This is a genomic window from Methylobacterium sp. Leaf106 (assembly GCF_001422895.1).
GTDB classification, from domain to species: domain Bacteria; phylum Pseudomonadota; class Alphaproteobacteria; order Rhizobiales; family Beijerinckiaceae; genus Methylobacterium; species Methylobacterium bullatum.
The window spans coordinates 37,376-50,123 of record NZ_LMNB01000002.1 but is presented as its reverse complement, the minus strand read 5'-3'; the positions used below and the strand labels follow the sequence as shown (position 1 = coordinate 50,123).

The 12,748-nt window shown below is 70.5% G+C and carries 15 protein-coding genes; 12 read left to right on the top strand and 3 right to left on the bottom strand.

From position 1 onward, the window contains the following. Positions 1–267 precede the first annotated feature (267 nt). From ASF34_RS04280 to fae, 7 genes are all read left to right on the top strand, one after another. Positions 268–1,251, top strand: a complete 984-nt coding sequence (locus tag ASF34_RS04280) for a beta-ribofuranosylaminobenzene 5'-phosphate synthase family protein (RefSeq protein ID WP_056159175.1) — start codon at positions 268–270, stop codon at positions 1,249–1,251. A gap of 112 nt (positions 1,252–1,363) precedes the next feature. Next, the gene (locus tag ASF34_RS04275; RefSeq protein WP_056159087.1) at positions 1,364–2,257 is read left to right on the top strand and encodes an NAD(P)-dependent methylenetetrahydromethanopterin dehydrogenase; all 894 of its coding nucleotides are present in this window, start codon (positions 1,364–1,366) and stop codon (positions 2,255–2,257) included. 194 nt (positions 2,258–2,451) lie between these two features. Beyond that, entirely contained in the window at positions 2,452–3,621 is a 1,170-nt protein-coding gene (locus ASF34_RS04270; RefSeq protein ID WP_056159083.1) for an ATP-grasp domain-containing protein, read from the top strand. Beyond that, on the top strand, positions 3,618–4,604 hold the full coding sequence (mch, locus tag ASF34_RS04265; RefSeq protein WP_018043470.1) for a methenyltetrahydromethanopterin cyclohydrolase: 987 nt from the start codon (positions 3,618–3,620) through the stop codon (positions 4,602–4,604). The genes ASF34_RS04270 and mch overlap by 4 nt, the downstream gene beginning before the upstream one ends. A gap of 109 nt (positions 4,605–4,713) precedes the next feature. Continuing rightward, positions 4,714–5,628, top strand: coding sequence for an ATP-grasp domain-containing protein (locus tag ASF34_RS04260; protein WP_056159080.1), 915 nt, complete (start codon positions 4,714–4,716; stop codon positions 5,626–5,628). Continuing rightward, entirely contained in the window at positions 5,625–6,461 is an 837-nt protein-coding gene (locus ASF34_RS04255; protein WP_056159077.1) for a triphosphoribosyl-dephospho-CoA synthase, read from the top strand. Before ASF34_RS04260 ends, ASF34_RS04255 begins: the two co-directional genes overlap by 4 nt. Positions 6,462–6,730: 269 nt before the next feature. Beyond that, the gene (gene fae / locus ASF34_RS04250; protein WP_018043473.1) at positions 6,731–7,243 is read left to right on the top strand and encodes a formaldehyde-activating enzyme; all 513 of its coding nucleotides are present in this window, start codon (positions 6,731–6,733) and stop codon (positions 7,241–7,243) included. Between the two features lie 139 nt (positions 7,244–7,382). Here the strand turns inward: fae and ASF34_RS04245 are convergent, their stop codons facing one another. Then, positions 7,383–8,066: a HisA/HisF-related TIM barrel protein gene (locus ASF34_RS04245; RefSeq protein ID WP_056159074.1), complete on the bottom strand. Its 684-nt coding sequence runs from the start codon at positions 8,064–8,066 to the stop codon at positions 7,383–7,385. A 27-nt stretch (positions 8,067–8,093) separates the two neighbouring features. On the opposite strand from ASF34_RS04245, the gene ASF34_RS04240 reads away from it, so the two are divergent. Continuing rightward, positions 8,094–9,155, top strand: a complete 1,062-nt coding sequence (locus tag ASF34_RS04240; RefSeq protein ID WP_056159072.1) for a hydantoinase/oxoprolinase family protein — start codon at positions 8,094–8,096, stop codon at positions 9,153–9,155. An 18-nt stretch (positions 9,156–9,173) separates the two neighbouring features. Beyond that, positions 9,174–9,374, top strand: coding sequence for a hypothetical protein (locus ASF34_RS04235; protein ID WP_056159069.1), 201 nt, complete (start codon positions 9,174–9,176; stop codon positions 9,372–9,374). 13 nt (positions 9,375–9,387) lie between these two features. Here ASF34_RS04235 and ruvX read toward each other — a convergent pair whose 3' ends face one another. After that, a complete protein-coding gene (gene ruvX, locus ASF34_RS04230; RefSeq protein WP_056159066.1) occupies positions 9,388–9,888 on the bottom strand; it encodes a Holliday junction resolvase RuvX in 501 nt (166 codons plus the stop codon). After that, positions 9,885–10,424, bottom strand: coding sequence for an SMI1/KNR4 family protein (locus ASF34_RS04225; protein ID WP_056159063.1), 540 nt, complete (start codon positions 10,422–10,424; stop codon positions 9,885–9,887). The genes ruvX and ASF34_RS04225 overlap by 4 nt, the downstream gene beginning before the upstream one ends. Before the next feature lie 108 nt (positions 10,425–10,532). Here ASF34_RS04225 and ASF34_RS04220 point away from each other — a divergent pair, with 108 nt between their 5' ends. The 3 genes from ASF34_RS04220 to gatA all read left to right on the top strand — a co-directional run bounded on the left by ASF34_RS04220 (position 10,533) and on the right by gatA (position 12,742). Next, a complete protein-coding gene (locus tag ASF34_RS04220; RefSeq protein ID WP_018043479.1) occupies positions 10,533–10,763 on the top strand; it encodes a hypothetical protein in 231 nt (76 codons plus the stop codon). Positions 10,764–10,868: 105 nt separating this feature from the next. Next, positions 10,869–11,156, top strand: coding sequence for an Asp-tRNA(Asn)/Glu-tRNA(Gln) amidotransferase subunit GatC (gene gatC, locus ASF34_RS04215; RefSeq protein WP_018043480.1), 288 nt, complete (start codon positions 10,869–10,871; stop codon positions 11,154–11,156). Between the two features lie 92 nt (positions 11,157–11,248). Then, positions 11,249–12,742, top strand: coding sequence for an Asp-tRNA(Asn)/Glu-tRNA(Gln) amidotransferase subunit GatA (gene gatA, locus ASF34_RS04210; RefSeq protein WP_018043481.1), 1,494 nt, complete (start codon positions 11,249–11,251; stop codon positions 12,740–12,742). Positions 12,743–12,748 lie beyond the last annotated feature (6 nt).

The window sequence follows — 12,748 nt, the reverse complement described above, 5'->3', positions numbered from 1 at the left end:
CGCCGCAAGCAACCCCCCACCGACCGCCGTCGACTCCCTTCTGCCGTCCCGCCAAGCCGCACCTTCCCGGCCTCCGGTGGAGCCCCGGCCTGCGGAAGCCCGACGATTGATGGTATGGCGACGCTTGCGACCGATCCGTCCTCCGTGGGAGAAGCCCGCGCCGGCAAGCGCCATGCGGTCGCAATTCCGGTCAGGCCCCGCCGGGGCGGATCGGCTCGCGGCCCGCGCGGCGCAGGGATGAAGGCTTATCGCATGAAGGGGGTCGACGTGGACCAGATCCCGGATCAACGGCCGGCCGAGACGGCGGGACGGACCCGTGCGGTGCGGGTGCGCGCACCGGCGCGGCTTCACTTCGGCTTCCTCGATCTGCACGGGGGCCTCGGCCGGCGCTTCGGCAGCATCGGGCTCGCCGTCGACGCCCCCTCCATCGATCTCATCGCGCGTGCGGCCCCCGCCCTCGACGTGATCGGGCCGGAGGCGGCCCGCGCCCGCACCTATGCCGAGGCCGCGGCGCGCCATCTCGGCCTTCGGGGAGCGGCCTCCATCCGGGTGGACGAGGCGATCCCGGCCCATGCCGGCTTCGGCTCGGGCACGCAGCTCGCCCTCAGCGTGGCGGCCGCGCTCGCCGCCCTCGACGGCCGCCCCTTCTCGCCCGACGCCTTCGCCGACGCCCTCGATCGCGGCAACCGCTCGGGCGTGGGTCTGGCCGCCTTCACCCAGGGCGGCCTCATCGTGGATGGCGGCCGTGACGCCAGCAACGGCCCGCCGCCGCTGATCGCGCGCCTCGCCTATCCGGAGGCGTGGCGGATCGTGCTGATCCTCGACGAGAGCATGACCGGCGTGCATGGCACCCGCGAGGTCGAGGCGTTTCGCGATCTCCCGCGCTTTCCCGAGGAGCAGGCCGCCGCGATCTGCCGGATCGTGCTGATGCAGGTCCTGCCGGCGGCAGCCACCGCCGAACCGGATGGCTTCGGCGCCGGCATCACCACGATCCAGCGCCTCATCGGCGATCATTTCGCGCCTCACCAGGGCGGGCGCTACGCCAGCCCTGCCGTGGCCGAGGCGCTCGCCGCCATCGCCGCCCAGGGAATCGCCGGCTACGGCCAGAGCTCGTGGGGGCCGACGGGTTTCGCCCTGGTGCCGTCCGAAGCGGAGGCACGCGCCCTCGTGGCGTCCCTCGACCGGCCAGGCCCTTTGCGTTTCGTGATCGCGCGCGGTCGCAATACCGGCGCCTCGGTCACGCCACTTTAAGACAACAAGCGCATCAGCGACGCTTGACGCAGCCGGCCCGGCCGGTTCCGACAGTACACATGCGAGAGTCGGCGCCGCGATGGCGCCGGACACTTGCGGAGGGAGAGACACGATGGCCCGCTCGATTCTGCATATGCTGACGCCCCTCAAGCACATGAGCCCGTTCGACGTGAACATGGCAGTGGATGCCGGCTTCGAGACGATCGCGACCTATACCGACGTGACCCTGCCGGACGTGACCTCCCTGGTGCAGGATTCGATCTTCTCCCGTTCGCCCCAGGATGGCGCCCGCACGACCATCTTCATCGGCGGCAAGAACGCCGAGGACGCCCTCGACATGATGGACCGGGCCAAGAAAGCCCTGGTGCCGCCCTTCGCCAACCACATCGTCGCCGATCCGGCCGGGTCCTTCACCACCGGTGCCGCCATGGTCGCCGAGGTGACCCGCGCCCTCAAGGCGAAGTTCGGCACCGACCTAAAGGGCAAGCGCATCGTCATCTTCGGCGGGGCCGGCGTCGTGGCCTATGTGGCGGCGGTGATCGGCGCGCTGGAAGGCGCCAAGACCGTCCTCGTCGGGCATGACGGCGAAGAGCGAGTCAGCAAGATCGCCTTCACGATGAAATGGCGCTTCGGCATCGAGGTCGGCGCCGTCGACGGCTCCACCGCCGAGGCGCGCCGCGCCGCCATCGCCGAGGCCGACGTGATCCTCTCGGCCGGCCCGGCCGGCGTCCCGATCCTGTCGGCGACGGATCTCGAATCCGCGCCGAAGCTGCTCGTCGCCTCCGACGTGAACGCGGTGCCGCCCGCCGGCATCGCCGGGATCGACGTCAACGCCAAGGACGTGGCCCTGCCCACCGGCAAGGGCATCGGCATCGGCGCGCTGGCGGTCGGCAACGTCAAGTACCAGACCCAGTCGCGCCTGTTCCGCCAGATCCTCGCCGCCAGCGAGCCCCTCTGCCTCGACTTCCGCGACGCCTACAAGGTCGCCGTCGAGGTGGCCGGCTGACGGGCACTCACCCGCCCGCTCGATCCCGCCCATGACCTCATCCTGAGGTGTCCGCGAAAGCGGGCCTCGAAGAAGGCCTCCAGCTTTCGCCGAGCTAACTGGAAGCCTCCTTCGAGGCCGTCGCTTCGCTCGTCGCCTCAGGACGAGGCAGGGTGGTGACAGCAGCGAAGGCGTGATCCCGAGCGATCGCCGCGATGGCAGCATCATCCGAACGGCCGCCGCCCCGGGGCGACGCGATCCTCATCGCCGCCCAGTCCGGGCGCGCCCTGGCGCAGGCCGCGCGCCGGTCGGGCCTGCGCCCCTATGTCCTCGACCTCTTCGGCGATGCCGACACGCTCGCCCTCGCCGAAGGCTATCGCCCTGCCGTGGGTCGCTTCGGCGACGGGCTGGCGGGGGAGGGCGTGCTCGCCGGGCTCGATGCGCTGGCCGCCATGGCGGACAAGCCACCGATCGGGATCGTGCTCGGCAGCGGCTTCGAGAATGCGCTCGACCTGATGGCGAGGATCGGCCGGTGCCACAGGCTCCTGGGCGCCAGCCCCGATACGGTCCGGGTGCTGAAGGATCCGCTCGCCTTCGCGGCCCTCTGCGACCGCCTCGCGATCCCGCATCCGGCGGTGACGCGGGAGGCAGTGACGGATCGCTCGGACTGGCTGCTCAAGCGCTCCGGCGGGTCCGGTGGCAGCCATATCCGCCTCGCCGGCGCGGGGAGGGCACCGCCGGGCGCCTATTTTCAGCGGCGGGTCGCCGGCACGGCGCACGCCGTCGCCTTCCTGGCCGACGGGCGCGAGGCGGCGATCGTGGCGGTCACCGAGCAATGGAGCGCGCCGTCTCCCTTACGCCCCTTCCGCTATGCCGGGGCGCTGGAACGCGCCGCCCACGAGGCGCCGGCCCTGTCGCCCGCGACCCTCTCCCAAGTGACGGCGGCCATCGCCGGACTCGTCGCGGAGACCGGGCTCGTCGGGCTCGCCAGCGCCGACCTCCTCGTCTCGGAGAAGGGGTGGTGGCTCAGCGAGATCAACCCGCGCCCGGGAGCCACCCTCGACGTCCTCGACCGCCGCGACACGCCGCTCCTGGCCGCGCATATCGACGCGAGCCTCGGCGTTTTGCCGCGAATCGAACCCGCACCGGTGGATGCGGCGGCCACGGAAATCTGTTACGCGGCAGCCGGCTACGCGCCGATGCCGCCCCTCGACTGGCCGGATTTCGTTCGCGACCGCCCACAATCCGGCACCTGCGTGCCACGCGATGCTCCCCTCTGCACCGTGTTCGCCGCAGGCCCGGACTCGGCCGCCACCCGAGACCTATTGCGCGTCCGGGCCGCCACTCTGCGGACCCTGCTCGCCCCGACGGAGGAAGCCCGATGACCACCCATCCCCCCGCCACGCTCCGGACCACGCCGAGCCTGAACGCCCTCGCCAATCCCCTCGTGGAGAAGCTGGTGGCCGATGCAGAGGCCCTGCGCCTTGCCGTCACCACGGAGAACGGCGCACGCATGGTCGATGCCGGCGCCACCGTGCGCGGCTCCATCGAGGCCGGCCGGCGCATCGCCGAGATCTGCCTCGGCGGCCTCGGCACCGTGTCGATCGTCCCCACCGGGCCGATCGCGGCCTGGCCCTATTCCGTGGTGGTGCATTCCGCCGACCCGGTGCTCGCCTGCCTCGGCAGCCAGTATGCCGGCTGGTCACTGGCCGACGAGACCGGCGATTCCGGCTTCTTCGCCCTGGGCTCCGGCCCCGGCCGCGCGGTCTCGGTGGTGGAAGATCTCTACACCGAACTCGGCTACCGCGATTCCGCCAGCCGAACCGCCCTGGTGCTCGAGGCCGCCGGCGGACCGCCCGCCTCCGTCATCGCCAAGGTCGCCGAGGCCTGCGGCCTGTCGGCGGACGCGCTGACCTTCATCTACGCCCCGACACAGTCGCTGGCCGGCGCGACACAGGTCGTCGCCCGCGTCCTCGAAGTCGCCCTGCACAAGGCCCACACCGTGGGCTTCGACCTGCATAAGATCGTGGACGGAATCGGCTCGGCCCCGCTCTCGCCGCAGCATCCCGATTTCATCCAGGCCATGGGCCGCACCAACGACGCCATCATCTATGGCGGCCGGGTGCAGCTCTTCGTCGAGGCCGACGAGGCGGATGCCAAGCAACTCGCCGAGCAGCTGCCCTCCACCACCTCGGCCGACCACGGCGCTCCCTTCGCCGAGATCTTCGGCCGGGTGAACGGCGATTTCTACAAGATCGACGGCGCGCTCTTCAGCCCGGCCGAGGTCATCGTCACCTCCGTCACCACCGGCAAGAGTTTCCGCGGTGGCCGGCTGATGCCGGAACTGGTGGACGCCTCCTTCAGCTGATCTGAACGGAAAAGCCGCAGCGCCAGCCCCTCTCCCCGCCGGGCGGGGAGAGGGGAACGCCTGTCATCCCGGCCGGGCCGGGACCGGATCACCGTGTGAGACCACATCCATGCGCATCGGGCTCGCGGCCGACAACGGCAACTGGCACAAGGCCCGATTGAGGGCCGCCCTGGAACATCTCGGCGCCGAGCCGGTGCTGTTTTCGCTCGCCGACGTGGCGGTGGTCACCGGCGCGGGCGAGCCGCTTCGTGTGCCGGGCTTCGCGGACGGCCTGCCCGACGGCGTCCTCCTGCGCACCATCGCGGGCGGCACCTTCGAGGCCACCACCATGCGGCTCGGCGTGCTCCACGCCCTCGTGGCCTCCGGGGTCACGGTGTGGAACTCCCCCGGCGCCATCGAGCGCTCGGTGGACAAGGCCATGACGAGCCTCCTCGTCGCCAGGGCCGGCCTCCCCACCCCCGACACCTTCGTGTTCTCCAGCCGCGAGGCCGCCGCCGCCTGCGTCGCCTGCGAGGCGGGACCGGGCCGGCCGCTGGTGCTCAAGCCGCTCTTCGGCTCACAGGGCGAGGGTTTGCAGCTCATCGAACGGCCGGAAGACCTGCCCGACGAGGAGGCCGTGTCGCGGGTCTACTATCTCCAGCGCTACATCGCGCGGAACGACGGCCTCTGGCGCGATTACCGGGTCTTCGTCTGCGAGGGCAGGGCCATCGCCGCCATGATCCGCGAGGGCGACGGCTGGATCACCAACGTCCATCGCGGAGGCCGGCCCTTGCCCTGGGCGATGCCGGAGAAGGCCGCCGAACTCGCCGAACGCGCGGCGGCCGCCATCGGTGTCGATTACACCGGCATCGACCTCGTGGAGGACGGGGAGGGCGGCTACCTCGTCCTAGAAGTCAATTCCATGCCGGCCTGGTCGGGCCTGCAACAGGTCACCGCGGTCGACGTCGCGGCCGCCGTGGCCCGGGGCTTCCTCAACGCCGTGCGGGCGGCAAGGCCCCCCCGGCTCCTGGCGGCATCGGGATGAGCGGGCTTTCGCCCGACGTGATCGCCGCGGCCTACAGGGCGTGCTGCTTGGCCGAGCTCGATGCCCTGAAGCCCGGCAACGTCCATGTCTTCGGCGACGGCCATCGCATGGCGGTGGCGGATTTCGTCACGAGCGCGGAGGTCTCCGCGCCCCATCTGGCGGAACCCGGCGCGCGGATCGGCCGGCGCGTGCGCACCGCCATGGAGGCGACCCTCGGCGCGGTGGGCCAGAACACCAATCTCGGCATTCTCCTCCTCTGCGCGCCCCTGGCGCTCGCCGCCGAGCGCGGCGGCCCTCTGCGCGGGGCGCTGAGCCACGTTCTCGATACCCTCGACGCGGCGGATGCGGCCGACGTCTTCGCCGCGATTCGCGCCGCCAATCCCGGCGGCCTCGGCCGGGCCGAACGCCACGACGTGACCGGACCGGAAGCCCCGGCCAGCCTCGTCGCGGCCATGGCGGAGGCGGCCCCGCGCGACCGGATCGCCCGCGCCTACGTCACCGGCTTCGCCGACATCTTCGGCATCGGCCTGCCCGCCTTGGCGGAGGCGCGCGGCAAGGGCCTCACGCCCCCCTGGAGCACGACGGCGGTGTTCCTCGGCTACCTCGCGGCCGTTCCCGACAGCCACGTGGCGCGCAAGCACGGCGCGGCCCGCGCCGACGCCCTGTGCGCCGAGGCGGCGGAGCTTCTCTCCCTCGATCTCGCCACCCACCCCGTCACCGAGCTCCTGGTGCGGGACCGTTCGTGGAAAGGCCAGAACCTCAATCCGGGCACCAGCGCGGACATGACGGTGGCCACCCTCTTCGCCGACCGATTGCTGGCGGCTGGAACCTAAACCCAGGGAATTCAGCTGCCCCTACGGCGGCGAGGGGCGCCATAATCGATGCCGTGGCGCGTTCAAGCCCCCGTTCGGCAAAGATTTTGCTCGAATCCGCCCCCCTTGCAGGGTTGTTCCGGCAGAGACCCCAGAGTAGGGTCCGCGCCGCGATCCGGGCAAACCGGTCCGGTCCCATTGGGGCTGGACGCCGTGAACAAGGATGGCTTTCGGCCGCGCCAAACTACGGGGCGGTCATGCTTTTTCAAGACTCCTGGGAGAAACCCCACATGGCGAAGATCAACAAAGTTCTGGTCGGCGAGGCTCTCGTCGGCGATGGCAACGAGGTCGCCCACATCGATCTCATCATCGGACCGCGCGGTTCGCCGGCCGAGACGGCTTTCTGCAACGGCCTCGTGAACAACAAGCACGGCTTCACCAGCCTGCTCGCGGTCATCGCGCCGAACCTGCCCTGCAAGCCGAACACCCTGATGTTCAACAAGGTCACCATCAACGACGCCCGTCAGGCCGTCCAGATGTTCGGCCCCGCCCAGTACGGCGTTGCCAAGGCCGTGCAGGACGCCGTTGCCGAAGGCATCATCCCCGCTGACGAAGCCGACGACCTGTTCATCCTGGTCGGCGTGTTCATTCACTGGGAAGCTGCCGACGACGCCAAGATCCAGAAGTACAACTACGACGCCGTGAAGCTGTCGATCCAGCGCGCCGTCAAGGGCGAGCCCACCGCTGCCTACGCCACCGAGCAGCGCAACTCCGCTTCGCACCCCTTCGCGTCGAACGCTTAGATCGGGGACAGTCCTGGGCAGAGCGCGCCTCCGCCCGCACCGCGGGGCCTGCTCCAGCGACTGGCTTCCATCTTCCTCGGACGATGAAACATGAAACGAGGCGGCTCCGGCCGCCTCGTTTTTTTGTGTCTCCGGCCCGCTACCTCCGTAATGTCCCGTCGTGGATCGCGGTCGCCACCAGGGCACCCGCGACGCCAATCTCCTCCAGCGCGGCGACATCCGCAGGCCCGCGCACCCCGCCCGCCGCGTAGAGTCGCGTCGCGGGGCTCATCTCACGGATCTCCGACAGGCGGTCGAGGTCCGGCCCGGTCCCGGCACCGACACGGCTCAGGGTCATCACGATGACCTCGGAGGGCCAGTACGCCGGCTCGTCATGGAGCTCCGCCGGCCCCATCCGCTCCGCGCCCCGACTGTCGAGGGAGAAGACCGCGCGGTCTCCGAGCGCCCGCACCAGGGCGGCATCGTGCTGGCTCTCGCTGCCGATCACCGGACGCCCCAACCCCTCCGCCAGGAACGCATCCACGCCGGGGCCGCCGGAGAATCCCGCATCGACCCAGAGCTGGACACCCGGACAGGCGCGAGCGACCTGCGCGAGGCTGCCGAGATCGGGAGGCCTGCCGTCGATGATCGCATCGAGATCCGCGACGTAGAGGATGCGGGCGGCGATCGCGGCGACCAGCCCCTGCGCGACATCCCCGGGCGACGATCCCTTTGCCAAGGGCGTCACGATCGGGGCATAGGAGGCGCGATCCCCGGCCCTGGCCCGCACCACCTCTCCGTGGCGCAGGTCGATCACCGGAACGATCCGAAACCCGTCCTTCATCCCGTTCCTCCCTGTACGGACCTGCCCGTGACGCCTGCCGCATCCACGCACAACCCGGTGATCGGCTGGGATCTCGGGGGGGTCCATGTCAAGGCGGCCCTGGTTCGCGACGGCCGTGTCGAGGCGGTGGTACAGGCACCCTGCCGTCTATGGCGCGGCCTGCCCGCCCTCGACGAGACGTTTTCGCAGCTGCCCGATTGGGCGCGCGGAGAGGCCGACCATGTGGTGACCATGACCGGCGAACTCACCGACTGCTTCTCCGACCGCACCGATGGCGTGGCGCAGCTCTCCGCCTGGGCGAGCGCGAATCTCGCCGGTTCGGTGCGGATTTATGGCGGCCGGGCCGGGCTCCTCCCGCCCGGCGAGGCGACGGGCGCCGCCCTCGACGTGGCCTCGGCCAATTGGCACGCCACGGCGGCCCTGGTCGGCCGCCACGCGGAAAACGCGCTCCTCGTCGATATCGGCTCCACCACCGCCGACCTGATCCCCATCGTGGGCGGCCGCCCCGCCGCCACCGGCTACAGCGATGCCGAGCGCCTGGAGACGGGCGAACTGGTCTATTCCGGCGTGGTGCGCACGCCCGTCCTCGCCTTCACCGCATCAGCGCCGTTCAAGGGCCGACGTACGGGCCTGATGGCCGAGACCTTCGCCACCACGGCCGACGTCTACCGCCTCACCGGCGACCTGCCCGAGGGGGCCGACCAGCAGCACAGCGCCGACATGAAGGGCAAATCGATCCCCGAGACCGAGATCCGCCTCGCCCGGATGATCGGCCGCGACCATGCGGAGGGAAACTCGGCCGATTGGCGTGCCCTCGCGGCGCATTTCGCCGAGTGCCAGTTGCGGCCCCTCCACGACGCGGCGGCGATCCTGCTCTCGCGCCCCGACATCGCGGCGGATGCGCCCCTCGTGGTCTGCGGGGCAGGGCGGTTCCTGGCCGGGCGGCTGGCCCGGCGCCTGGGACGCCCCGCCGTAGCGCTCACCGACCTCATCGCGCCGTCGCTCGCGGAGGAGGGCGCCGACTGGGCCTCCACCTGTGGCCCGGCCGTGGCGGTGGCCCTGCTGGCCGCCGAAATCATCCAACACTGAGCCGAACGGGAGACCCGCATGAACGCCACGCACAAACTCGCCCGCATCCTGGCCACGCGCTCCGGCGCGGGAATCGAGCTCGCCCTCGCCACCGAGAGCGGCCAGACCCTCAAGGTGCTGGCGAGCCAGGACCAGATCGACATGCTGGTGGACGAGTTGGAGGACATCCTCAATTCGCCGGTCGGGCCCGGCGACGACGAGCCGCCGGCTGCGGCGTGACGCGCCGCTCCCCTCAGTACGCGTCGCGCTCCTCGCGCTCCTCGTCCCCTATCAGACCCCGGATCTGGTCGAGGCATCCCTGGAGGATGTAGGCCGCCGCCAGCATGTCCACGACCTCGCCGCGCTTGGCCCGCGAAGCGTCCGCCGCGATCAGCGCCCGCGTCACCGCCGCCGTGGACAGGCGCTCATCGCAGAACAGCACCGGCAGGTCGAGCAGGGGCTTCATGTTGCGTACGAAGGAGCGCGTAGCCTGGACGCGCGGCCCTTCGCTGCCATCCATGTTGAGGGGCAGGCCCATGACGAGGCCGCCGACCTGGTGAGCCTCGCACAGGAGGCGCAGGCGGGCGACGTCGGGCGTGAATTTCACCCGGCGGATGGTCTCGAGGGGCGAGGCGATCTGCCGGCCCACATCCGACAGGGCGAGCCCGATCGTCTTGGTGCCGAGATCGATCCCGATGAGGCGCCGGCCGCCCGCGGACGCCGCGACGAACGCCCGGACCTCGTCTTCCGTCACGAGACCTGACCCAGGAAACTGGAGGGCAGGGGCTCGGCGCCCATGCCGAGAATGCCGCGCACTGCGGGACCTTGAAGCCGGCGCATGAGATCGGGGAGGTCGGCGCCCCCGAACCGCACCGATTCGAGATCGGCGCCCATCACCCAGATCTCGTATTCCCGGCGCTCGGTCTGGTCCGCGCCGACGACCACGTCCCAGAACAGGAACTCGCCCGCTTCGGTCTCACCGAAGAAACAGGCGCGTTCGACCACGCTCGGATCGTCGCCCTCCACCTCGAAGCGATGCCCCTCCCGCGTCTCCAGCACGGAGGCGATGCTGTGCGCGATCAGTTCCGAACGGGTGCCGAGGTCCGCGCTCTCGGTGGGGCTCGGGATCGCGATGCGGAGGGAGCCGCAAGCGAGGCCGATTCCGCAAGCGAGGCAAAAGCTGCGGTAGCTCTCCGGCAGCGGGAACCCCAGCTCCGTCTCCGCGCGGTCGAGATCGGCCGGATCGGCCTTCGGCCCGGCGGTGAAATCGGCGAACACCGTCTGCCACATGATGTCTATCCCCAACGCGACCCTATCCTACGTCCGAAGGGGAATAGCCGCACTGGGAGCGAATGCGCCATAAGCTCGTTAAGGATTTGATAACGATACGGAGACAGCATGAATCGGCGCGGCCGCCTCTCCCAGGTTCTCGGCATGTTACGGTCGCCCGGCAAAGGCGGCAGCGCCTGGAACGTCGACGCCACGCGCGAAATGCCGTTCCGGCACAAGCTCATGCTCGCCCTGGCCCTCGAGATCCTCGTCCTCGGCTTCCGGCAGTCGGAAACGCTCCGCCAGGACAAGGGGATCGTGGTCGAGGCTCCCTCTCATCCCGGCAATGCCATCGTCTGAGACGACGCTTCCGCCCGCCCCGGCGTTGCGGGGCCGCGAAGCCCGGTGCTATAGCCCGGCCTCTGAACGCGCGTTCCGGCGCAGGTCCCGAGGTCCGAAGGCAGCATGTCGGTCGACGCAACCACAGTGAGGCGCATCGCGCATCTGGCGCGTATCGCGGTGAGCGACGAGGAGGTCGCGCCGCTCCAGGGCGAACTCAACGCCATCCTCGCCTTCGTCGAGCAACTCTCCGAAGTCGATGTCGAGGGCGTCGAGCCGATGACCTCGGTCACGCCGATGGCGATGAAGAAGCGCACCGACGTGGTGACCGACGGCGGTCACGCTCGCGACATCGTCTTCAACGCCCCCGAGACCGAGGACCATTACTTCCTCGTCCCGAAGGTGGTCGAGTAGCACGCTCGATTTCGTGATGCGTGCCCGGCCAGGATCGCGCGGCGCCTGAGAATGGCGACGGGGTCCGGCGGGCTTTGAGGACAGCAGGCGGCATGACCCATCTCAACGAACTCACCCTGGCCGAGGCTCGCGACGGGCTGAAGGCCAAGGATTTCTCGGCGACCGACCTCGCCAAGGCCCATCTCTCGGCGATCGAGGCGGCGCGCGGCCTCAACGCCTATCTGCTGGAGACGCCCGAGCGCGCCCTGCAGATGGCGGAGGTCTCCGACGCCAAGATCGCCTCCGGCGAGGCCCGGCCCCTCGAAGGCCTGCCGCTCGGCGTCAAGGACCTGTTCTGCACCCACGGGGTCGCCACCACCGCCGGCTCGAAGATCCTCGAAGGCTTCCAGCCGCATTACGAATCGGCCGTGACCCACAATCTGTGGCGCGACGGCGCGGTGATGCTGGGCAAGCTCAACCTCGATGAGTTCGCCATGGGCTCCTCCAACGAGACCTCCGCCTATGGCGACGTGGTCTCGCCCTGGCGGCGGCAGGAAAACGGAACGCTCTCCGACACGAAGCTGGTGCCGGGCGGCTCCTCCGGCGGGTCGGCCGCTGCCGTGGCCGCGCATCTGTGCCTTGGCGCCACCGCCACCGATACCGGCGGCTCGATCCGCCAGCCCGCCGCCTTCACCGGCACGGTGGGCATCAAGCCGACCTACGGGCGCTGCTCGCGCTGGGGCACGGTGGCCTATGCCTCCTCCCTCGACCAGGCCGGCCCCATCGCCCGCACGGTGCGCGACTGCGCCATCCTGCTCGGCTCCATGTCCGGGGCGGACGCCCGCGACACCACCTGTGCCGACCTGGCTGTGCCGGATTTCGAGGCGGCGGTGGCGCGGGGGGTGAAGGGCCTCACCATCGGCATCCCGAAGGAATACCGGGTCGAGGGCATGTCCGCCGAGATCCAGGCGCTCTGGGACAAGGGCGCCGCGATGCTCAAGGATGCGGGCGCCACGATCCGCGAGATCTCGCTGCCGCACACCCGCTACGCGCTGCCGGCCTATTACATCGTCGCCCCGGCCGAGGCCTCCTCGAATCTGGCCCGCTACGACGGCGTGCGCTACGGCCTGCGCGTGCCCGGCAAGGACATCGCCGGGATGTACGAGAACACCCGCGCGGCGGGCTTCGGCCGCGAGGTGAAGCGCCGCATCATGATCGGCACCTACGTGCTCTCGGCCGGCTATTACGACGCCTATTACGTCCGCGCCCAGAAGATCCGCACCCTGATCAAGCGCGATTTCGAACAGGCCTATGCCTCCGGCGTCGACGCGATCCTGACCCCCGCCACCCCGTCCGCCGCCTTCGGCATCGGCGAGAAGGGCTCGGGCGATCCCGTGGAGATGTACCTCCAGGACGTCTTCACCATCACGGTGAACATGGCGGGGCTGCCCGGCATCTCGGTGCCGGCCGGGCTCGACGCGCAGGGGCTGCCGCTGGGCCTCCAGCTCATCGGCCGCCCGTTCGACGAAGAGACGCTGTTCGCCGCCGCCCAGGTGATCGAAACGGCGGCCGGACGGACCAAGCTGCCGAAGGCGTGGTGGGCATGAAAGCGC

Bases quoted from the DNA above. Each gene is read 5' to 3' on its own strand.
- fae (WP_018043473.1), top strand. From the start codon at position 6,731: ATGGCGAAGATCAACAAAGTTCTGGTCGGCGAGGCTCTCGTCGGCGAT.
- ASF34_RS04275 (WP_056159087.1), top strand. From the start codon at position 1,364: ATGGCCCGCTCGATTCTGCATATGCTGACGCCCCTCAAGCACATGAGC.
- gatC (WP_018043480.1), top strand. From the start codon at position 10,869: ATGTCGGTCGACGCAACCACAGTGAGGCGCATCGCGCATCTGGCGCGT.
- ASF34_RS04235 (WP_056159069.1), top strand. From the start codon at position 9,174: ATGAACGCCACGCACAAACTCGCCCGCATCCTGGCCACGCGCTCCGGC.
- mch (WP_018043470.1), top strand. From the start codon at position 3,618: ATGACCACCCATCCCCCCGCCACGCTCCGGACCACGCCGAGCCTGAAC.
- ASF34_RS04260 (WP_056159080.1), top strand. From the start codon at position 4,714: ATGCGCATCGGGCTCGCGGCCGACAACGGCAACTGGCACAAGGCCCGA.
- ASF34_RS04245 (WP_056159074.1), bottom strand. From the start codon at position 8,066: ATGAAGGACGGGTTTCGGATCGTTCCGGTGATCGACCTGCGCCACGGA.
- ASF34_RS04225 (WP_056159063.1), bottom strand. From the start codon at position 10,424: ATGTGGCAGACGGTGTTCGCCGATTTCACCGCCGGGCCGAAGGCCGAT.
- ASF34_RS04270 (WP_056159083.1), top strand. From the start codon at position 2,452: ATGGCAGCATCATCCGAACGGCCGCCGCCCCGGGGCGACGCGATCCTC.
- ASF34_RS04255 (WP_056159077.1), top strand. From the start codon at position 5,625: ATGAGCGGGCTTTCGCCCGACGTGATCGCCGCGGCCTACAGGGCGTGC.
- gatA (WP_018043481.1), top strand. From the start codon at position 11,249: ATGACCCATCTCAACGAACTCACCCTGGCCGAGGCTCGCGACGGGCTG.
- ASF34_RS04220 (WP_018043479.1), top strand. From the start codon at position 10,533: ATGAATCGGCGCGGCCGCCTCTCCCAGGTTCTCGGCATGTTACGGTCG.